This is a genomic window from Sphingomonas sp. CFBP 8765 (assembly GCF_014841445.1).
GTDB lineage: Bacteria > Pseudomonadota > Alphaproteobacteria > Sphingomonadales > Sphingomonadaceae > Sphingomonas > Sphingomonas aerolata.
The window spans coordinates 1-19,872 of the sequence record NZ_JACYTY010000001.1 but is presented as its reverse complement, the minus strand read 5'-3'; the positions used below and the strand labels follow the sequence as shown (position 1 = coordinate 19,872).

Annotated in this window: 18 protein-coding genes; 15 read left to right on the top strand and 3 right to left on the bottom strand. The window is 65.3% G+C overall.

Features of this window, described 5'->3' with window-relative positions; translation table 11 throughout:
* The first annotated feature begins 7 nt into the window (after nucleotides 1-7).
* Nucleotides 8-1,600: a long-chain fatty acid--CoA ligase gene (locus IFT87_RS00090; protein WP_192007125.1), complete on the top strand. Its 1,593-nt coding sequence runs from the start codon at nucleotides 8-10 to the stop codon at nucleotides 1,598-1,600.
* 7 nt (nucleotides 1,601-1,607) lie between these two features.
* Here the strand turns inward: IFT87_RS00090 and IFT87_RS00085 are convergent, their stop codons facing one another.
* Both IFT87_RS00085 and IFT87_RS00080 read right to left on the bottom strand, forming a co-directional pair.
* A complete protein-coding gene (locus IFT87_RS00085; RefSeq protein WP_192007124.1) occupies nucleotides 1,608-3,386 on the bottom strand; it encodes a cation:proton antiporter domain-containing protein in 1,779 nt (592 codons plus the stop codon).
* A gap of 654 nt (nucleotides 3,387-4,040) precedes the next feature.
* Nucleotides 4,041-5,261 (bottom strand): NADP-dependent isocitrate dehydrogenase, encoded by a 1,221-nt coding sequence (locus IFT87_RS00080; RefSeq protein ID WP_031394019.1) that lies wholly within the window; start codon nucleotides 5,259-5,261, stop codon nucleotides 4,041-4,043.
* A 196-nt stretch (nucleotides 5,262-5,457) separates the two neighbouring features.
* On the opposite strand from IFT87_RS00080, the gene IFT87_RS00075 reads away from it, so the two are divergent.
* Complete coding sequence (locus IFT87_RS00075; protein WP_031440639.1) at nucleotides 5,458-6,186, top strand: phosphatidylserine decarboxylase; 729 nt, start codon at nucleotides 5,458-5,460, stop codon at nucleotides 6,184-6,186.
* A 143-nt stretch (nucleotides 6,187-6,329) separates the two neighbouring features.
* On the top strand, nucleotides 6,330-7,118 hold the full coding sequence (gene pssA, locus IFT87_RS00070; protein WP_031439368.1) for a CDP-diacylglycerol--serine O-phosphatidyltransferase: 789 nt from the start codon (nucleotides 6,330-6,332) through the stop codon (nucleotides 7,116-7,118).
* A 138-nt stretch (nucleotides 7,119-7,256) separates the two neighbouring features.
* Here the strand turns inward: pssA and IFT87_RS00065 are convergent, their stop codons facing one another.
* The gene (locus IFT87_RS00065; protein ID WP_235516292.1) at nucleotides 7,257-7,532 is read right to left on the bottom strand and encodes a hypothetical protein; all 276 of its coding nucleotides are present in this window, start codon (nucleotides 7,530-7,532) and stop codon (nucleotides 7,257-7,259) included.
* 292 nt (nucleotides 7,533-7,824) lie between these two features.
* Here IFT87_RS00065 and rpsB point away from each other — a divergent pair, with 292 nt between their 5' ends.
* From rpsB to rpmE, 12 genes are all read left to right on the top strand, one after another.
* Nucleotides 7,825-8,676, top strand: coding sequence for a 30S ribosomal protein S2 (gene rpsB / locus IFT87_RS00060; RefSeq protein ID WP_031394210.1), 852 nt, complete (start codon nucleotides 7,825-7,827; stop codon nucleotides 8,674-8,676).
* A 90-nt stretch (nucleotides 8,677-8,766) separates the two neighbouring features.
* Nucleotides 8,767-9,699 (top strand): translation elongation factor Ts, encoded by a 933-nt coding sequence (tsf, locus tag IFT87_RS00055; protein ID WP_037533281.1) that lies wholly within the window; start codon nucleotides 8,767-8,769, stop codon nucleotides 9,697-9,699.
* Nucleotides 9,700-10,098: 399 nt separating this feature from the next.
* Nucleotides 10,099-10,827 carry a UMP kinase gene (pyrH, locus tag IFT87_RS00050; protein WP_031394212.1) on the top strand — a complete coding sequence of 243 codons (729 nt, stop codon included), beginning with the start codon at nucleotides 10,099-10,101 and terminating at the stop codon, nucleotides 10,825-10,827.
* 1 nt (nucleotide 10,828) lies between these two features.
* Nucleotides 10,829-11,386, top strand: a complete 558-nt coding sequence (gene frr, locus IFT87_RS00045; protein ID WP_031394213.1) for a ribosome recycling factor — start codon at nucleotides 10,829-10,831, stop codon at nucleotides 11,384-11,386.
* Nucleotides 11,383-12,150, top strand: a complete 768-nt coding sequence (locus IFT87_RS00040; protein WP_446740624.1) for an isoprenyl transferase — start codon at nucleotides 11,383-11,385, stop codon at nucleotides 12,148-12,150. Before frr ends, IFT87_RS00040 begins: the two co-directional genes overlap by 4 nt.
* Nucleotides 12,151-12,215: 65 nt before the next feature.
* On the top strand, nucleotides 12,216-12,971 hold the full coding sequence (locus IFT87_RS00035) for a phosphatidate cytidylyltransferase (protein ID WP_052149409.1): 756 nt from the start codon (nucleotides 12,216-12,218) through the stop codon (nucleotides 12,969-12,971).
* Nucleotides 12,968-14,125 carry a 1-deoxy-D-xylulose-5-phosphate reductoisomerase gene (locus IFT87_RS00030; protein WP_192007122.1) on the top strand — a complete coding sequence of 386 codons (1,158 nt, stop codon included), beginning with the start codon at nucleotides 12,968-12,970 and terminating at the stop codon, nucleotides 14,123-14,125. Before IFT87_RS00035 ends, IFT87_RS00030 begins: the two co-directional genes overlap by 4 nt.
* Nucleotides 14,122-15,255, top strand: coding sequence for an RIP metalloprotease RseP (gene rseP, locus IFT87_RS00025; RefSeq protein ID WP_192007120.1), 1,134 nt, complete (start codon nucleotides 14,122-14,124; stop codon nucleotides 15,253-15,255). Before IFT87_RS00030 ends, rseP begins: the two co-directional genes overlap by 4 nt.
* A 118-nt stretch (nucleotides 15,256-15,373) precedes the next feature.
* Nucleotides 15,374-18,094 (top strand): outer membrane protein assembly factor BamA, encoded by a 2,721-nt coding sequence (gene bamA, locus IFT87_RS00020; RefSeq protein ID WP_192007673.1) that lies wholly within the window; start codon nucleotides 15,374-15,376, stop codon nucleotides 18,092-18,094.
* Entirely contained in the window at nucleotides 18,094-18,759 is a 666-nt protein-coding gene (locus IFT87_RS00015) for an OmpH family outer membrane protein (protein WP_031439361.1), read from the top strand. The genes bamA and IFT87_RS00015 overlap by 1 nt, the downstream gene beginning before the upstream one ends.
* 11 nt (nucleotides 18,760-18,770) lie before the next feature.
* The gene (gene fabZ, locus IFT87_RS00010) at nucleotides 18,771-19,274 is read left to right on the top strand and encodes a 3-hydroxyacyl-ACP dehydratase FabZ (RefSeq protein ID WP_426291022.1); all 504 of its coding nucleotides are present in this window, start codon (nucleotides 18,771-18,773) and stop codon (nucleotides 19,272-19,274) included.
* Between the two features lie 101 nt (nucleotides 19,275-19,375).
* Complete coding sequence (rpmE, locus tag IFT87_RS00005; protein WP_031393312.1) at nucleotides 19,376-19,606, top strand: 50S ribosomal protein L31; 231 nt, start codon at nucleotides 19,376-19,378, stop codon at nucleotides 19,604-19,606.
* Nucleotides 19,607-19,872 lie beyond the last annotated feature (266 nt).

Sequence of the window (19,872 nt, the reverse complement as noted above, 5' to 3'; positions counted from 1 at the left end):
AGCGAGAATGCTGGGTGGAATGCAGGACTTCGAGCTTCGCGTCCCCCGGCTGATCGACCATGCCGCGCGCGAACATGGCCGGCGCGAGATCGTCAGCTACTGGGCGGACGGCCGCGAGACCCGCACCGACTGGTCCGGGATCGCACGCGACGCGAAGAAACTCGCCCAAGCGCTTGAAAAGCTTGGCGTCCGTCCGGGTGACCGGGTCGCGACGCTGGCCATGAACCACGCGCACCACCTGATCGCCTGGTATGGCACGATCGGGATGGGCGGGGTGATCCACACGATCAACCCGCGGCTGTTCGACGAACAGCTCGTCTATATCGCCAACCACGCCGAAGACCGCGTGATGCTCTACGACAAGGCGTTCCAGCCGATCGTCGACCGGCTGCGCGGGCAATGGTCGAGCATCCGCCATTATGTCTGTTTCGACGATCTCGGCCCCGACGGCTTTCGCGCGATGCTCGACGAGCAGGATGGCGACTATGCCTGGGTCGAGGGGCCCGAGCGCGATCCGTGCATGCTCTGCTATACCAGCGGCACCACCGGCAATCCCAAGGGCGTGCTCTACACGCACCGCTCGACGCTGATCCACGCGATGGCGGAGGTCGCGCCCTGGGTGTTCGATCTGTCCCCCAGCGCGGTCGTGCTACCCGTCGTGCCGATGTTCCACGCCGCCGCCTGGGGGCTGCCCTTCGCCTGCGCGCTGTCGGGGGCAAAGGTCGTCTATTCGGCGATCAACGATCCGGGCGTGCTGTGCCGGCTGATGAACCAGGAGCATGTCACGCATTCGGCGGGCGTGCCGACCGTCTGGCTCGCGCTGTTCGGGCATATCGACGCGACCGGCGAGGCGCCCGAGCATCTGAAGCTCGTCACGATCGGCGGCGCGGCGGCCCCGCGCGCGATGATCGACCGGATCATGACCCTGGGCGCGTCGGTCAAGCACCTCTGGGGCATGACCGAGACCTCGCCGATCGGCACCGCGGGCTTCGCACCGCCGCACTGGGACATGATGACGCATGACGAGAAGCTTGATCTCGTCACCAAGCAGGGCAGCGTCCCCTTCGGCATCGAACTGCGCATCATCGACGATCAGGGGCAGGTGCTGCCGCGCGACGGCTCGATCGCTGGCTCGCTCCAGGTCCGCGGCCCCTGGGTGGTGCAGCGCTATTTCGGCGCGGACACCGACGCGGTCGATGCGGAGGGCTGGTTCGACACCGGCGACGTGGCGATGCTCCACACCGACGGCACGATGCAGATCACCGACCGGTCGAAGGACGTCATCAAGTCGGGGGGCGAATGGATCAGCTCGGTCGATCTCGAAAACGCCGCGATCGGCTGCCCCGGCGTCGCGGAGGCCGCGGCGATCGGCATCCACCACCCCAAATGGGACGAGAGGCCATTGCTGATCGTCGTCCGCAAACCCGGCAGCACCGTCACCGACACCGCGATCCGCGATCACCTGGCCCGGCACGTCGCCAAATGGTGGCTCCCCGACGCGATCGTGTTCGTCGACGAACTGCCCCACACCGCGACGGGAAAACTCCTGAAAACCGCGCTGCGCAAACGGTTCAGGGACTTCACCCTCACCGACGCCTGACGCCCCCTTAAACCTTCCGCGGCGTCCGCTTGGCCTTGCGGACCCGCGGCTCGACCAGCATGTCCGCCGCCGCCTTGATCTCCTGCCGCAGCTCGTCGCGCTTCTCGTGGATCGACGCGATCACCGGCCCCATCGCGACGCCCAGGTCGACCAGCACTGCCTCCGCCAGCTGCAGCGAGCTCTCCAAGGTCTCCGGCACCGCATCGGTCACGCCTGCACGGTACAGCTCGGCGGCATGCGCGGTGTCGCGCGCGCGCGCGACGATCGGCAAATTGGGCGCCAGCAACCGCACCCGCCGCGCCAGCCGCACCGTCAGCACCGGGTCGTCCATCGTCAGGATCAGCGCCTTGGCGGTATCCAGCTTCAGCCGGTCGACCAGCTCGAGCCGCGCCACGTCGCCGAACAGCACCGGATGCCCCTGCGCCCGCGCGGCCTCGACCGAATCGATATCCGCCTCGACCGCGACATAGCGCTGACCGTGCACCGCGAGCATGTCCGCGACCATCCGCCCGACCCGGCCGAAGCCGATCACCACCGTCCCCGGACCCTCCTCGTCGATCTCGATATCGCCCGTATCCGCGGTCGACCGGCTTTCCAGCTGACGCGACACGGTACGCCCGAGCTTGGCGAGCAGCGGCGTGATCGTCAGCCCGATCGCGGTCACCGTCTGCCAGAAGCTCGCGGTCGACGGCAGGATCAGCTGCGCCTGCGCCGCGGTCGCCAGCACGATCAGCGTCGTCTCGGACGGGCTGCCCATCAGCAGCCCGGTCTCCGCCGCCACCCCGCGCCGCGAATTGGCGACGCGCAGGAACAGGAACGTCACGACCGCCTTGGTCGCCACCACCCCCGTCACCGCAAGCAGCAGCGACGGCCAGTTCTGCGCGATCAGCCGCAGGTCCAGGCTCATCCCCACCGTGATCAGGAACACGCCCAGCGCCAGCCCCTTGAACGGCGCGGTGATCACCTCGACCTCGCTGTGATATTCGGTCTCCGCGATCAGCAGCCCGGCGAGCAGCGCGCCGACGATCGGCGACAGCCCCGCCGCGGTCGTCGCCACGCTTGCGACGATCACCACCAGCAGCGACGCCGCCAGGAACAGCTCGGGGCTCTTGGTCCGCGCCGCTTGCCCGAACAGCCGCGGCAGGATCAGCCGCCCGCCGACATACATCGCCACCACCGTGGCCGCGCCGCGGAGCGCCACGCCCGCCAGGTTGCTCCACCCGTCCGCGGTCGCGGTCGGGGCGAGCGCCCCCAGCACGAAGATCAGCGGCACCAGCGCCAGATCCTCGAACAGCAGCATCGCGAACGCCCCGCGCCCGACCGCGCCGGTCGTCCCGACCAGCGGCAGCACCAGCGCGGTCGACGACAGCGCCAGCGCAAAGCCCAGCCCGATCGCCCCCGCCCAGCCTTGCCCGATGAAATGCAGCGCGACCGCGATGATCATCGCCGACCCGATCAGCTCGGCCGCCCCGGTCCCGAACACCAGCCGCTTCATCGACCAGAGCCGTCGGAAGGACAATTCGAGCCCGATCGAGAACAGCAGCAGGATGATCCCGAACTCGGCGAACGGCTCGATCGCCTCGGGGTTGGAGATCGTCAGGTAATAAAGCCAAGGCACCGCCCCGGTGAGCGAACCCAGCCCCGCCGGCCCGACCAGCAGCCCGACCAGGATGAACCCGATCACCGGACTGACCCTGAAGCGCGCAAACGCCGGAATCACCAGCCCCGCCGCCCCTAGAATGACGAGTGTGTCGCTGAAACCCTGATTGTCGAGCCGTAATGCCATCCCCCGACCTTAGGCGACGCCTCCCCGATTCGTCAGGGAATAATACCGCCCCACCGCCGCGCGGTTCGTGCTCCTGGGAGCGGCGGGCGCGGGGGGGCGAGCCGGGCTAGGCTGAGGCGGGCCGAGCCGAGCCGAGCCGGGCAGCGCAATGCCGTTCCGAGTAATGCCGGGCATCGAACACCGACACCCACCTCCACCCGTCATCCTGACGAAAGTCAGGACTCAGAGCCAAACAGCGCACCGCCCGTAACCCTGGATCCTGACTTCCGTCAGGATGACGGCGGCGGCGGGGCACAGGGCGGGGCGGGGCGGGAGCAGGCAGCGATTGACCAGCGCAAACCGAAGCTGCGCAAAGCCGAGCCCCGCTACTGGGCAAAAACCCACGCCTCGTCCCCCAACCGTCATCCTGACGAAAGTCAGGATCCAGAGCCAAGCAGCGCGGCGCGCGTAACCCTGGGTCCTGACTTCCGTCAGGCTGACGGCGGAGAGGGCCAGGACCGGAAAGCTAAAGCAGGGGAGTCGGAGAGCCGGGAGGGCCCTGGACGCCGGGCCGGCCGAGCCTCGCAGAGCCGCGAGCGCGCGGCGTCACGGAAGGCCGACACCGCAACCCGCACCCAAAAAAAGGCCCCTCCCGTTTCCGGGAGGGGCCGTCCGTCACGCCCAGTTGGCCATTTCGGCTTCGAGGTTCGAGCGGACCTGCTCGAAGAACTGCTCGGTCGTCATCCAGGGCTGGTCCGGCCCGATCAGGATCGCGAGATCCTTGGTCATGTGGCCGTTCTCGACCGTCTGGACGCAGACGCGCTCGAGCGTCTCGGCGAACTTCGTCACGTCGGGCGTGTCGTCGAACTTGCCGCGATACTTCAGGCCACCGGTCCAGGCGAAGATCGACGCGATCGGGTTGGTCGAGGTCGCCTTGCCCTGCTCGTGCATGCGGAAGTGACGCGTGACCGTGCCGTGCGCGGCTTCGGCCTCGACGGTCTTGCCGTCCGGGGTCAGCAGGATCGAGGTCATCAGGCCCAGCGAGCCGAAGCCCTGTGCGACCTGGTCCGACTGGACGTCGCCGTCATAGTTCTTGCACGCCCACACGAACTCGCCGTTCCACTTCAGCGCCGACGCGACCATGTCGTCGATCAGGCGATGCTCGTAGACGATGCCCGCTTCCTTGAACTTGTCCTTGAATTCGCTCTCGAAAACCTCTGCGAAGAGGTCCTTGAAGCGGCCGTCATAGGCCTTCAGGATCGTGTTCTTGGTCGACAGATACACCGGCCATTTCAGGTTCAGGCCGTAATGCATCGACGCGCGCGCGAAGTCGCGGATCGAGTCGTCGAGATTGTACATCGCCATCGCGACGCCCGCCGACGGGAACTGGAACACTTCGCGGTCGATCGTCGCGCCGTCATCGCCTTCGAACACCAGGCGCAGCTTGCCCGGGCCGGGGACGAGGAAATCGGTCGCGCGATACTGGTCGCCGAACGCATGGCGGCCGACGACGATCGGGTGGGTCCAGCCCGGGATCAGGCGGGGGACGTTCTTGATCACGATCGGCTCGCGGAAGATCGTCCCGCCCAGGATGTTGCGGATCGTGCCGTTGGGCGACTTCCACATCTTCTTCAGGCCGAATTCGGTCACGCGCTGCTCGTCGGGCGTGATCGTCGCGCACTTGACCGCGACGCCGTGCTTCTGCGTGGCGAGCGCGCTGTCGATGGTCACCTGGTCGTCGGTCGCGTCGCGATGCTCGACGCCGAGATCGTAATAATCGAGCTGGATGTCGAGATACGGCTTGATCAGGCGCTCGCGGATCCATTCCCAGATGATCCGGGTCATCTCGTCGCCGTCGATCTCCACGATCGGATTCTTAACCTTGATCTTCGCCATATATCGTCCTTCGGGGGAGGGGGTTGGGGGAGCGTCTAGGGGAGCCGGCCCCGCCGATCAACCGTCGGGCGCGCCCCGATCGACTGCCGAATGTCGCGCGAAGCAACCTCGAGCAACCTCGCGCAACCCCCGGTCCTGTCGCGAAAAGGCTGTTCATCGTTGTATCGCGCGTCCGGCACGGATAGACCCGCACGCTATGGCATCGCTCGACAAGCCGCCCGTCACGACCTCCACGGTCAAATGGCGATTTCCCGCAGTCCATCCGGAAGGCTATAAATACGTCGCCATCGCGACCGGCATCACATTGCTGCTGACGATGCTCAGCCATGTGCTGTTCTGGCCGATGGTCGGCGTCGTGATCTGGGTCGCGACCTTTTTCCGTGACCCCGTTCGCACCACGCCGCAGGGCGAGGGGCTGATCGTCGCCCCCGCCGACGGGCTGATCACGATGATCCAGCGCGTCCCCATCCCGCGCGAACTCGCCGGCGAGAATGGTCTCGGCGATGCACCGCTGGTGCGCGTGTCGATCTTCATGTCGGTGTTCGACGTGCACATCAACCGCACGCCGATCGCGGGCACGATCCGCCAGGTCGTCTATATCTCGGGCAAGTTCCTCAACGCCGATCTCGACAAGGCGTCCGAGGAAAATGAGCGCCAGCATTTCGTGGTCGAGGATCGCAACGGCATGCGGATCGGCTTCACCCAGATCGCCGGGCTCGTCGCGCGTCGCATCCTGGGCTTCGTCAAGGCGGGCGACATGGTCGCGGTCGGCCAGCGGATCGGGCTCATCCGATTCGGCAGCCGCGTCGACGTCTATCTCCCCGATCATGTCGTCCCCCAGGTCTGTCTCGGCCAGCGCAGCATCGCCGGCGAGACCGTGCTCGGCCGTGTCGGCGGCGTGCCCGTCGGCGGCATTGCCCAGTGATCGATGGTCCTGCGATCGATGGTCCTTCGAATGATCGACCAGAGCATGATGGTCCTTTGAATGATGGTCCGGTGAACGATCGGGACGGGACGTCTTACGGATCCGTCAGCCGCGCGGACGAGTCGCAGGCGGCGGGACGTGCGATGCGGGCGCGCCGGCCGCGCCGCGGCCTGCCGCTCCGCGCGGTCGCACCCAATGCGGTCACCGCACTTGCCCTGTGTTCGGGTCTCAGCGGCGTCCGGTTCGCGATCGGCGGCCAATGGGAAAGCGCGGTCGCGATGATCATGGTCGCGGGTGTGCTCGACGGGCTCGACGGCCGGATCGCGCGCATGCTCCACGGCGAGAGCCGGTTCGGCGCAGAACTCGATTCGCTGTCCGATGCGATCTCCTTCGGCGTCGCGCCTGCACTGATCGTCTATCTCTGGTCGCTCGCCGCGCTGCCCCGAATGGGCTGGATCTGCGCGCTGATCTTCGCCGTGTTCTGCGCGCTCCGCCTCGCGCGCTTCAACGCCAAGATCGACGAGAGCCATCAGCCGCACAAATCCGCGGGCTTCCTGACCGGTGTGCCCGCGCCGGCCGGGGCAGGGCTCGCGCTCATGCCGATGTTCTTCTGGTTCTGGACCGACGAACCGTTCTTCGCCTCGCCCTATATCGTCGCACCCTGGATCGCGTTCGTCGCGCTGCTGATGGTGTCGAGTATCGCGACCTGGTCGTGGAGTTCGCTCAAGCTGCGTCGTAACGTCCGGTTCGAGGCGATCGCGCTCGTCGTCCTGCTCGGTGCCGCGCTCGTCAGCGCCCCCTGGCACACGCTCAGCGTCATCTGCCTTCTCTATATCGTCTCGATGCCGTTCAGCATCGCCAGCTATGCCCGGGTCCGCCGCCAGCGCGCCGGCGTCCGTAGCGGCGAGACGTCCGCCAAACCGGGTCTCTGATCCGGCCTATCGAGCCCCGGGCCCGCCGGCCCGGGGCAGACCCGGAAAGTTCGATCCCCATGTAATCCACAAGCCGGCCACGCCCGTGGATCAGTAAAGGCGCCTGTCGATCAGGCGCCCAGGTCAAACCGCCAAAGTTCAGGCGGCGGCATTCCAGCGCTGCGACGGCTGCGGCATGCCGGTCGAAGACCAGCGGCGGACCGCGATGCGGCGCTCGGCGCGCGCTAGCGTCTGCAACGGGGCGAAGGCCGGCTCGACATTGCCCGATGCCAGGCTGACGATGCGCGACCATTGCGGTGCGATCGACGTCAGGATCACCGCGGTCGCGACTGCGAACGACCCCGAGAACACCATGAAGCTCACTATCATCATCCCGCTCATCTTCCCGCTCGCCTTCCCTGCAAATGCGAACATTGTGTTAAGGTTCGCAACACCCGGTCGAAAACATCGTTCCGTTCGTCGCATTTGGATCACCGCCGTTCCGGGGTGATTCTACGCCGAGTCGAACCTCTGTTCTGTTCTGACCCCGTTATGTTCTTATTGCGTTCTTTTGTCAAGTCGGACGTAAGCCGTTGCATTTGGCGCGGTCCCCGGCTAAGGGCCGCGCCTCTAACCCCGCATGGGAGGCATCATAGCCCGGTGCGTTTCGGTCATTCGGCCGGCACGTCATCCGCTTCCCAGAGGCACAACCGGAAGGACATATCCTATGGCGGCACCAGTCGTCTCGATGCAGCAGCTCATTGAAACGGGCGCACATTTTGGTCACCAGACGCATCGCTGGAACCCCAAGATGAAGCCTTACATCTTCGGTGACCGCAACGGCGTCCACATCCTCGACCTCTCGCAGACCGTGCCGCTCTTCGCGCGCGCGCTCGAATTCGTCTCGTCGGCCGTCGCCGGCGGTGGCAAGGTCCTGTTCGTCGGCACCAAGCGCCAGGCGCAGGAGCCCGTCGCCGACGCCGCACGTCGCGCAGGTCAGCACTTCGTCAACCATCGCTGGCTGGGCGGCATGCTCACCAACTGGAAGACCATCTCGGGTTCGATCAAGCGTCTGAAGACGCTCGAGGAAATGCTGTCGGGTGACACCGTCGGCCTGACCAAGAAGGAAGTGCTCCAGCTCACCCGCGAGAAGGACAAGCTCGAGCTTTCGCTCGGCGGCATCCGCGACATGGGCGGCATTCCCGACGTGATGTTCGTGATCGACGCGAACAAGGAAGAGCTGGCGATCAAGGAAGCCAACACGCTGGGTATTCCCGTCGTCGCGATCCTCGATTCGAACGTCTCGCCGGACGGCATCGCCTTCCCGGTGCCCGCGAACGACGACGCCGCGCGCGCCATCCGCCTCTACTGCGAAGCCATTGCAATCGCAGCGACTCGTGGTGGCCAGGAGCAGCAGCGCCGGACCGGTGCCGACATCGGTGCGATGGTCGAGCCGCCGAAGGAAGAGGCGATCGCCGAGCCGACCGTCGAGCCGACCGCCGACACGACGCAGGTTGCGGCGAACGCCGAGACCGCCGCAGAGTTCGCGGCCGAGGGTGAGCGCCAGATCGACGCATAAGCGTCGTCGCCGAACCGTCATGCGGGCGGGGTAGGGCATCTGGCCTTACCTCGCCCGCAACTACATTCAGACTAAAGAGGATTTACGGACATGGCTGATATCACGGCAGCAATGGTCAAGGATCTGCGCGAAAAGAGCGGCGCGGGCATGATGGACTGCAAGAAGGCGCTCAGCGAGAATGCCGGCGACATGGAGCAGGCGATGGACTGGCTGCGGACCAAGGGTCTCGCCGCCGCCGCCAAGAAGTCCAGCCGCACCGCGGCCGAGGGTCTGGTCGGCGTCGCCGTTTCGGGCACCAAGGGTGCTGCGGTCGAGGTCAACTCGGAAACCGATTTCGTCGCAAAGAACGATCAGTTCCAGTCGTTTGTCCGTGACGTGACGCAGATCGCGCTCGCCACCGGCGGTGACATCGACTCGCTCAAGACGCAGGCGATGCCATCGGGCAAGACCGTCGAGGAAGTCCTGACGAACAACGTCGCGACGATCGGCGAGAACCAGTCGCTGCGCCGTTCGCGCACGCTCGAAGTCAGCAAGGGTGCGGTCGTTCCGTACATTCACAACGCGGCATCGCCGGGCCTCGGCAAGATCGGCGTGCTCGTCGCGCTCGAGTCGGAGGCGTCGGACGAGGTGCTCCAGACGCTCGGCAAGCAGCTCGCGATGCACATCGCAGCGGCGTTCCCGAAGGCGCTGAACGAGGCCGATCTCGACGAAGCCGAGATCGAGCGTGAGCGCGCGATCGCGACCGAAAAGGCCGCCGATTCGGGCAAGCCTGCTGATATCATTGCAAAGATGGTCGAAGGCGGCATCGCCAAGTACCGCAAGGAGCACGCCCTGGTCAGCCAGCTGTTCGTGATGGACGGCAAGACCAAGATCTCGGACGTCGTCGCCAAGGCCGGCAAGGACGCGGGCGCCGAGATCAAGCTGGTGGACTATGTCCGCTTCCAGCTCGGCGAAGGCATCGAGAAGGAGCAGTCCGACTTCGCCGCCGAAGTCGCTGCCGCCTCGGGCGTCCCCCAGGCGTAACAACGCCCTCCCTCTCCCGTCCGGGGAGAGGGAAGGGGCCCACGGCCACTCGGCCGTGGGAAGGGTGAGGGGAGTGGCGAGGTCTCGAACCTCACGCCCCTCATCCGGCTCCGCTGGTCTACCGTCTCCCCGAGGGGAGAAAGATCACGGAGTAGCCGTGCGCTACTCCGTGATCCCCGCGCAGGCGGGGATCCAGACCCTAGGCGGTCGGTGTCGCTCGCGACGCCAGCCCCTCCATCTCCGCGGAAATGACGGCATTTCCCCTCGCGCGCCCTCCTGCGGTCGACGATTTTCCGTCTCCTGACCGCTCAGAGTCCACACAGGCACGTCGCAGCGCTTCACATCCCCGGCCTCGCCGCCTAAGGTCCGCGCCGCCCCGCCAATCACAATTCGAGATTTATGACGCCTCCGCGCTTCAAACGCATTTTGCTCAAACTGTCGGGCGAAGTCCTGATGGGACCCGCCGGTCTTTCGATCGATCCCACCGTCACTGCACGCGTCGCCGGCGAGATCGCCGACGTCCGCGCCAAGGGCTATGAGATCTGCATCGTCGTCGGGGGTGGCAACATCTTCCGTGGCCTCGCCGCCGCCGCCAAGGGCTTCGAGCGCGCGACCGCCGATTATATGGGTATGCTCGCGACCGTGATGAACGCGCTCGCGGTGCAGAACGCGCTCGAGCAGATCGGCATCGACACGCGCGTCCAGTCGGCGATCCCGATGGCGAGCGTCTGCGAACCCTTCATCCGGCGTCGCGCCGAACGGCACCTCGAAAAGGGCCGCGTCGTGATCTTCGCGGCCGGTGTCGGCAGCCCCTATTTCACCACCGATTCGGGCGCCGCGCTGCGTGCTGCCGAAATGAAGTGCGACGCGCTGTTCAAGGGCACGTCGGTCGACGGCGTCTACAGCGCCGATCCGAAAAAGGACCCGGACGCAACGCGCTACGAGACGATCTCGTACAGCACGGTGCTGTCCGAGGACCTCAAGGTCATGGACGCGAGCGCGATCGCTTTGTGCCGCGACAATGATATCCCGATCGTCGTCTTCAACATCCGCGAACCCGGCAATCTTGCCGCGGTGCTGGCGGGTGATGGCGTGTCGACGATCGTCCAGAACGAGCAGGAGAGTTAAGATGGCAGCGTATGACAAGAGCGACCTGGAACGCCGCATGGCGGGTGCCGTCGAAGCGCTGAAGCACGATCTGGCCGGGCTTCGCACCGGCCGCGCGTCGACCGCGCTGCTCGATCCGGTGATGGTCACGGTCTACGGCTCATCGATGCCGCTCAACCAGGTCGCGACCGTGTCGGCGCCCGAGCCGCGGATGCTGTCGGTGCAGGTCTGGGACAAGTCGAATGTCGGCCCGACCGACAAGGCGATCCGCTCCGCCGGGCTGGGTCTCAACCCGATCGTCGACGGTCAGACGCTGCGTCTGCCGATTCCCGATCTGACCGAGGAGCGTCGCAAGGAACTCGCCAAGCTCGCCGGCCAATATGCTGAAAAGGCCCGCATTGCGGTCCGTAACGTCCGTCGCGACGGGATGGATTCGCTGAAGGTCGACGAGAAGAAGGGCGTGTTCGGCGAGGACGAGCGCAAGCGTCACGAAGTCGAGGTGCAGAAGCTCACCGACAGCACGATCGCCGATCTCGACGCGACCGCGGGCGCCAAGGAAAAGGAAATCCTGGGCAAGTGAGGCCGCTTGGCGCTGCTTCGGCCGGAGCCTCCCAGGCTGCGTCGCTCGTCGCCGTTCCTGGGGGCGGCGCGGTGCCGCGTCATGTCGCGATCATCATGGACGGCAATGGGCGGTGGGCGAAGAAGCGCTTCCTCCCCCGCTTTGCCGGCCACAAGGCGGGCGTCGACGCGGTGCGCAATGTCACCCGCGCGGCGCGGGCGATGGGGATCGAGGCGCTCACGCTTTATGCGTTCTCCTCCGAGAACTGGCGCCGCCCCGCGGAAGAGGTCAGCGATCTCATGGGGTTGCTGCGGCATTTCATCCGCAGCGATCTCGACGAACTGACGCGCGAGAATGTCCGTTTGTGCGTCATCGGCGACTACCACGCCTTCTCGCCCGATCTGGTCGCGATGGTCGATGATGCGATTGCGCGGACCGCGGCCAATACGGGTCCGCTGCTCGCGATCGCACTCAACTATGGCGCCCATGCCGAACTCGTGCTCGCCGCCCGCCGCCTGGCGGAACGCGCGCGCGACGGGGTGCTGGATCCGGCAAGCATCGACGCGGCGATGGTCGAGGGCGAACTCGACACGCGTGATCTTCCCCCGCTGGACCTGATGATCCGCACCTCGGGCGAACAACGCCTGTCGAATTTCCTGTTGTGGCAGGCGGCCTATGCCGAACTGCTGTTCGTCGACACGCTCTGGCCCGATTTCGACGGCGACGCGCTCGCCGAGGCCGTTGCGGCCTTTGGCGTGCGGCAACGCCGCTATGGTGGGCTGTGACGCTTACCGATCCCGAACGGGCCCCCGATCAGGCGCTTCGCACACCATCCAACCTCAAGCTCCGGATGATCGCGAGCGTCGGCATGATCGTCGTCGCGAGCATCGCCCTGACGCTGGGCGGCATTGCTTTCTGGCTGTTGGGCGTGGTGGCCGCGCTGTTCATGATGGCCGAATGGGCGATGCTGCAGGGGGCCGACGCGAAAACCAGGCGCATGACGCAGTTCGCGTTGTCCGTGCCGCTCGCGCTGATGGCGCCGGCCTCGCTGATCCTCGTCGTGCACGATTTCTTCACGCTGGGCCTGCTTGCCGGGGCGGCGTTCTTCGTCGTCATCACCACGCGTAGGCCTCCGCTGGCGCTCGGAATCATCTATTGCGGGCTGCCCGTGCTCGCGCTGATGATCATCCGGCGTCAGGAGGACGGCGTGCTTCTGACCCTCTGGGCGCTGTCGCTGGTCTGGGCGTGCGATATCGGCGCGTTCTTCACCGGGCGGTCGCTCGGCGGACCCAAGCTTGCACCCGTGATCAGTCCGAACAAGACTTGGTCGGGCCTGATTGGCGGCGTGGCGCTCGCGGGCATCGTCGCCGCGATCCTCCACGTCGAATATGCGCTGCCGTTCCACCTTGCGCTCGCCACGCCGTTTCTCGCGGCGCTGGCGCAGATGGGGGACCTGTACGAAAGCTGGTTGAAGCGCGTCGCAGGCGTCAAGGACAGCGGCAATACGCTGCCCGGTCATGGCGGCGTGATGGACCGTCTCGACGGGCTTGTCCCGGTCGCCCCGGTCGCGGCGTTACTCATCATGTTGCCGAGCTTATACTCATGAAAAGCGTCACGATTCTCGGTGCGACCGGGTCGGTCGGTACGTCGACGCTTGATCTCGTCGAACGCGAGCCCGATCGTTTTCGCGTCGTCGCGCTGACCGCAAATTGTGACGTCGCGCGGCTCGCCGCGGCCGCGATCCGGACCCGCGCCGAATTCGCGGTGGTTGCCGACGAGCAATGCCTGCCAGAGTTGCGGACGGCGCTGGCGGGCACCGGTGTCCGGGCCGGCGGCGGCCCTGACGCGATCGCCGAGGCCGCCGCATCGGGCGCCGACTGGACGATGGGCGCGATCGTCGGCTGTGCGGGCCTCAAGCCCGTCCTGGCGGCCATCGAGCAGGGCGGCACGGTCGTCATCGCGAACAAGGAACCGCTGGTCTCCGCGGGCGACGTCATTCTTCGTGCGGCGGCGCGGTCCGGGGCGACCCTGCTTCCGGCGGATTCCGAGCATAACGCGATTTTTCAGTGCTTTGATGCCGCGCGGCCCGAAGGCATAAGGCGGATCATCCTGACGTGCAGCGGCGGGCCCTTTCGCGACTGGACGACCGATAAGATGCGCGGCGTGACGCTCGAACAGGCTGTCAAGCATCCCAACTGGTCGATGGGCGCGAAGATATCGGTCGATTCGGCGACGATGATGAACAAGGGGCTCGAACTGATCGAGGCCGCCCGGCTGTTCCCGATCGCTCCCGACCGGATCGAGATCGTCATCCATGCGCAGTCGGTGATTCACAGCCTGGTCGACTATGTCGATGGCTCGGTTCTCGCGCAGCTCGGCCCGCCTGACATGCGCACGCCGATCGCACATACCCTGGCCTGGCCCGACCGGATGGCGACACCGATGGCGCCGCTCGATCTCGTCGGCATCGGCCGACTCGATTTTGCGGCGCCCGATCCGGTCCGGTTTCCCGCACTGCGGCTGGCCCGCGAAGCACTGGACGCGGGCGGGGGGCGCCCGGCGATCCTCAACGCGGCGAACGAGGTCGCGGTCGACGCCTTTCTCAACCGCCGGATCGGCTTCCTCGAAATTGCCGCAATCGTGGAGGATACGCTGATACGCTACGATCCGGCCGCACCGGATAGCGTCGATGCCGTTCTGGCCATCGACGCCGAGGCGCGGCGCCTTGCGAGCGAGCGTGTGAAGGATTGCGTGGTTTGATCGAAACGCCCGGTATCCTGCTGACGATCCTGTCCTTTATGCTCGGCATCGGACCGCTCGTGTTTGTTCACGAGATGGGCCATTATCTCGCTGGACGGATATTCGGGATCAAGGCCGATGCCTTTGCGATCGGGTTCGGACGCGAGATCGCGGGCTTTACCGATCGTCGCGGCACACGCTGGAAATTCGGCTGGCTGCCGCTTGGCGGTTATGTGAAATTCGCCGGGGACATGACCCCGGCAAGCCAGCCTTCCGCCGAATGGCTCGCCTTGCCTGCCGACGAACGTCAGCGGACATTCCAGTCGAAACCGGTTTGGCAGCGCGCGATTGTCGTTGCCGCAGGTCCGGTGGTCAATTTCGTCGTCGCAATCGTCATCCTCGCCGGATTCGCGCTCGCTTATGGCGACGTCCGGATGCCGCCGGTGATCGGGGCCACCGTTTCGGGCAGTGCGGCGGCACTCGCCGGTCTGCAACAGGGCGACCGGGTCACCGCGCTGGGCGGGCGTTCGGTCGAAACCTTCGACGACATGGCACGCTATGCCCGCATCCGTGCGGGAGAACGCACTCGCATTGATGTACTGCGTGATGGACGACTGGTATCGCGCGATGTCGTGATCGGTACCGAGCTCCAGCGCGACCGGTTCGGGAATGAATATCGGATCGGCCGGCTCGGGATCGCCGGTGGCAAACCCATCGTCGTTCGCGTCGGCTTGCTCGAAGCACCGGCCGTCGCGGTGAAGCGGACCGGCGAGATCGTCTCGATGATGGTCGAGACGCTAGGCCAGGTGATTTCGGGCCGTCGCTCCGTCAAGGAACTCGGCGGACCGCTCAGTATCGCCAAGGTCTCGGGCGAGCAGATGTCGCTCGGCCTCGATGCCTATGTCTTTCTGATTGCGCTGGTGTCCATCAATCTGGGGTTCATCAACCTGCTGCCAGTGCCGATGCTTGATGGCGGACATTTGCTATTTTATGCGATAGAGGCAGTCCGGCGAAAGCCCGTCGGTCCCGACGTTCAGGAATGGGCGTATCGCGGCGGTCTTGCGGCGATCCTCGCATTGATGCTTCTCGTGACCTTCAACGATCTCGGCAATTTCGGGTTGTGGAAGAATCTGGCCGGCTTGATCGGCTGACGCGGTTAGGGCAGGGCGGGCGCGCCCTTGCGTATGCAAGTTTCTTGGGGTGGGTTTGGTGACAGCAATCAACGGTTACACTTTGGCGCGTAACGGCGCCCTGCTCCTGGCAGGTACGATGCTGTCCGGCGTGCCGGTCTGGGCACAGGTTGCGCCTACCGGCGCCGCGCCCGCGGCTCAGGCACGATCCGGTCCGCCGCGTGCACAGGCGGCTTCCCCTGCATCTGCTCCTACAACGCCCGTAGCGGCGCCTGTATCCCAGACTCTGATCAAGACTTTGCGTGTCGAAGGCTCGCAGCGCATCGAGCCCGAGACCGTGTTGAGCTACACCAAGCTCCGCGTCGGCATTCCGTACACGGCCGAGACGCTCGATCAGGCGCTCAAGGACCTGCAGGCAAGCGACCTGTTCGCGGATTATTCGATCGCCGGGGTCGAGGACGGCAATATCGTCCTGCGTATCCGCGAGAATCCGATCATCAACCGCGTGATCCTAGAGGGCAACAAGGCGCTCAAGGCGGACAAGATCACCAAGGAGATCAAGCTCGCGCCGCGGCAGATCTTCACGCGCACCGCGGTCCGACAGGACATCGCGCGGATCATCGAGCTCTATCGCCGGCAGGGCCGCTTTGCCGCGGTCGTCGATCCGAAGATGGTCAATCTCGACCAGAACCGCGTCGACGTCGTGTTCGAGATCAGCGAAGGCCCGAAGTCCAAGGTCCGCCAGATCAACATTCTTGGCAACGAGGTGTTCTCGGACGACAAGATCCGCGGCCAGATGGCGACCAAGCAGGCGCGGCTCTTCCGCCTCCTGTCCTCGGCGACCAGCTATGACCAGGATCGCCTGAGCTACGACCAGCAGAAGCTGCGCCAGTTCTACCTGACCGAGGGCTATGCCGATTTCCGCGTCACGTCCGCGGTCGCCGAGCTGACGCCGGACAAGAAGGACTTCATCATCACGTACGTGGTGGAGGAGGGCAAGCGCTACAAATTCGGTGACGTCACCGTCGACAGCCAGATCCGCGACTTCGACAACAAGAAGCTCGCCTCGACGCTGCCGCTCAAGAAGGGCGAGTGGTATAACGCGAAGCTCGTCGAGGATTCGGTCGACAATTTGAGCCAGACCGCGGGCCTCTTCGGCTATGCGTTCACCGAGGTGAACCCGGAGTTCCAGAAGGACGTCGATACTCTGACCATGGGTATCAACTTCAACATCGCCGAAGCCAAGCGCACCTATGTCGAGCGGGTCGAGATCAACGGCAATTCGCAGACGCAGGACAAGGTTGTGCGTCGCGAGATCCGCCTGGCGGAGGGCGACGCGTTCAACAGCTTCCAGGTGAAGCGCTCGCAGGATCGCATCAACTCGCTCGGCTATTTCCAGGACAAGATGGAAATCAAGCAGACGCCAGGCTCCGCGCCTGACCGCGTGATCCTTGAAACCAATCTGGAAGAGCGCTCGACGGGCGAATTGCAGCTGTCGGCGGGCTATTCGAGCCTCGAGCGGTTCATCATCCAGGCGAACATCACGCAACGCAATTTCCGCGGCAAGGGCCAGGAACTGCGCGCCGGCGTGAACTATTCGAGCTATTCCAAGTCGATCGAGCTTGGCTTCACCGAGCCGTATCTGTTCGACAAGAACATCGCGCTCGGTGGCGACATATTCCGGCGCGATTACAATTCTTTCAACTATGTCGGGAACGACCGCCAGACGACCTATTCACAGGTCTCGACGGGCTTCCAGATCCGTGCCGGTGTGCCGCTGACCGAGTTCTGGTCGCTGTCGGGCCGCTACGGCCTGTCCTATGACGAGGTCGGCCTCGATCAGGCCTCCTATTTCACCAACGGCGTCTGCGACCCGCTCAAGGCCGGGCGCTACCTCTGTGAGGCACTCGGCAATCGCTGGACGTCGTCGATCGGCTATTCGCTGATCTACGATACGCTGAACAGCCGTTTGCGCCCGACCGCCGGGCAGCGCTTCTCGTTCAGCCAGGACTTTGCCGGTCTGGGCGGCGACGTGAAGTATATCCGTACGCGCGCCGAAGGATCGAAGTTCTGGAACCTCGGCAGCGGCTTTATCGGCTCGATCATCGCCGAGGGCGGCTATATCCACTCGCTCGAGAAGAGCCGTGGCGAGGGTGTCGACCGCGTCCGCATCACCGACCGCTTCTATCTCGGCGAGCCGCAATTCCGCGGCTTTGACATTCGGGGCGTCGGTCCGCGGGTCCTGCGCCAGCAATATGTCACTGCGGCCGATGGCACGCAGACGGTAGTGACCGATCGCAATCAGATCGTCGACGACGCGCTCGGCGGCCGGGCTTATTATCTGGCTCGTGCCGAAATCGAGATTCCGCTGGGCTCTGGCGCGCGCGAACTGGGGCTTCGGCCGACCATCTATGCACAGATCGGCAGCCTGTTCGGCATCACCAAGCCGTTGCCAACCGCGGTCTTCCCAACGTCGGTCGACGCGGCCGGCAATGTCACCGTGTTGCCGATCAACACGCCGCTGTTCGACAGCGCAGGCCGCCAGCTCTATTTCAACACCTACACGCCGACCGGCGCGACCGAAACGGCGCAGCGGGCGACGACGTGTCAGACGGGCTATTCCGATACGCTCGGCGGCGCCTGCGCAGGCGCCGAGGCCAATGTCATTGCGACCAGCGCGATCGCGCCGTTCAAGGAGACCTTCCTTGGCAATTCGCCGCGACCGCGTCTGTCGGTGGGTATCGGCGTGAACTGGAATTCGCCGTTCGGCCCGCTGCGTATCGATCTTGCCAAGGCGATCCTGACGCAGCCGGGTGATGACCCCAAGCTTATTACTTTCAACGTAGGGACACAGTTCTGATGACGACGTTCAAGACGCTTCTTCTCGCCGCAGCCGTGCTCGCACCGGCGGCGATCGTCGCACCGGCGCAGGCCCAGGTTTCGGGTATCGCGGTCGCCGACCCGCAGGGCGCGATCGCAGGCTCCAAGGCCTGGACCACCGCGCGTGGCCAGATCGAGACGACCTACAAGGCACAGCTCGACCAGGCCGAGACCCGCCGCCAGGCGATCGCCCGCGAACTCCAGCCGCTCGTGACCGCCTTCCAGACCGCACAGCGCGCGCCGACCCCGAATGCGGCGTCGCTCCAGAGCCAGGCTCAGGCGATCCAGGCACGCGAGACCGCGGCAAACCAGGAACTCGCGCGTCTGACCCAGCCGGCACAGCGCGCCCAGCAATATGTCATCGAACAGATCCAGGCGAAGCTCGGCGATGCGGTCAGCAATGCGGTTCGCGCCAAGAACGTGACCCTGCTGCTTCGTCCCGATGCCGCATTGTTCGCACAGCCGGCTGCCGATATCACGGCGTCGATCACGGCCGAGCTCGACCGTCTCGTCCCGACCGTCGGCATCACGCCGCCTGCCGGCTGGCAGCCGAACCAGCAGGGCCAGCAGGGTGGGGCAGCCGCACCTGCTGCAGCGGCACCCGCCCGCGCGACGCCTGCGCGCACGACGCCGCAGGGCCGCTGAGAACTTCGTCGGTGAGCACGGATAACGTGAACGTCGACGTGGCTGACGCCGCGCCCGGTCGATCGAGCGGACCGCTCGATATCGGCCGGGTGATGGCGGCATTGCCCCACCGCTATCCGATGTTGCTGGTTGATCGTGTCGTGGATCTCGTCCCCGACACATCGATCAGCGCCATCAAGGCGGTGTCGATGAACGAGCAGTTCTTTCAGGGGCATTTCCCCGGCAGGCCGATCATGCCCGGCGTGCTGATCGTCGAGGCGATGGCGCAAGCCGCCGGCATATTGGCGGTCGAATCGCTCGGTCTCGCGGGTTCGGGAAAGCTCGTCTATTTCATGGCGATCGACGGTGCGAAGTTTCGCAAGCCGGTCGAGCCCGGGGTTCTGCTTCAGCTCGACGTGACGTTCGTGCAGAAGCGCGCAAGCGTCTGTAAATTCGCAGGGCGCGCCCTGGTCGACGGTCAGCTGGTCGCAGAAGCGAATTTCACCGCGATGATCGCCGATCCGCCAAAGGTGTGATCGGCGAAACGGGGGCTCGCTTGCATCATGGCGCCGCTGTGTGTACGGGCCCGCCGTGCTTTAGGCTGGTCGGAACCAGCCGTTTATACCGGAGACATACGATGAAGGCCGATACGCATCCCGACTATCACATGATCACGATCCAGATGACCGATGGTACCAAGTACCAGACCCGGTCGACCTGGGGTAAGGAAGGTGATGTGATGACGCTCGAAATCGACCCGCTCGCGCATCCGGCGTGGACCGGCGGTCGTGGCACGATGCTCGACACCGGTGGCCAGGTCGCTCGCTTCAACAAGCGCTTCGGTGGCGGTCTCACGCTCCGCAAGTAATTCCTGTCCGACTGATGTCGGGCTGGCGAAAGACAGAACCGGCGTACGCAAGCAGCGTGCGCCGGTTTTTTCGTATTTTCCTCTTTAGCATCTGAATACGATGAGACCGTTGGTACGGCAGTACCGGGCCGCGCATTCGGACGACCCCACGAACGGGAGGGGCGGGAAGCAGGACGGGAGCGTTATAGGAGCGCCGCAGCCGCCAGTTCGCAAAAATTGCCATAAAAGTGAAATTTGCGTTTGACGGGATTGGGGAGTGGGCCTAG

Excerpts from the sequence above, each read along its gene's own strand:
- tsf (WP_037533281.1), top strand. The coding sequence starts at position 8,767 with ATGGCTGATATCACGGCAGCAATGGTCAAGGATCTGCGCGAAAAGAGC.
- IFT87_RS00035 (WP_052149409.1), top strand. The coding sequence starts at position 12,216 with ATGATCGCGAGCGTCGGCATGATCGTCGTCGCGAGCATCGCCCTGACG.
- rpsB (WP_031394210.1), top strand. The coding sequence starts at position 7,825 with ATGGCGGCACCAGTCGTCTCGATGCAGCAGCTCATTGAAACGGGCGCA.
- IFT87_RS00085 (WP_192007124.1), bottom strand. The coding sequence starts at position 3,386 with ATGGCATTACGGCTCGACAATCAGGGTTTCAGCGACACACTCGTCATT.
- IFT87_RS00015 (WP_031439361.1), top strand. The coding sequence starts at position 18,094 with ATGACGACGTTCAAGACGCTTCTTCTCGCCGCAGCCGTGCTCGCACCG.
- pssA (WP_031439368.1), top strand. The coding sequence starts at position 6,330 with ATGCGGGCGCGCCGGCCGCGCCGCGGCCTGCCGCTCCGCGCGGTCGCA.
- IFT87_RS00065 (WP_235516292.1), bottom strand. The coding sequence starts at position 7,532 with ATGTTCGCATTTGCAGGGAAGGCGAGCGGGAAGATGAGCGGGATGATG.
- frr (WP_031394213.1), top strand. The coding sequence starts at position 10,829 with ATGGCAGCGTATGACAAGAGCGACCTGGAACGCCGCATGGCGGGTGCC.
- IFT87_RS00030 (WP_192007122.1), top strand. The coding sequence starts at position 12,968 with ATGAAAAGCGTCACGATTCTCGGTGCGACCGGGTCGGTCGGTACGTCG.
- rpmE (WP_031393312.1), top strand. The coding sequence starts at position 19,376 with ATGAAGGCCGATACGCATCCCGACTATCACATGATCACGATCCAGATG.
- pyrH (WP_031394212.1), top strand. The coding sequence starts at position 10,099 with ATGACGCCTCCGCGCTTCAAACGCATTTTGCTCAAACTGTCGGGCGAA.
- IFT87_RS00075 (WP_031440639.1), top strand. The coding sequence starts at position 5,458 with ATGGCATCGCTCGACAAGCCGCCCGTCACGACCTCCACGGTCAAATGG.
- IFT87_RS00090 (WP_192007125.1), top strand. The coding sequence starts at position 8 with ATGCTGGGTGGAATGCAGGACTTCGAGCTTCGCGTCCCCCGGCTGATC.
- IFT87_RS00080 (WP_031394019.1), bottom strand. The coding sequence starts at position 5,261 with ATGGCGAAGATCAAGGTTAAGAATCCGATCGTGGAGATCGACGGCGAC.
- bamA (WP_192007673.1), top strand. The coding sequence starts at position 15,374 with ATGCTGTCCGGCGTGCCGGTCTGGGCACAGGTTGCGCCTACCGGCGCC.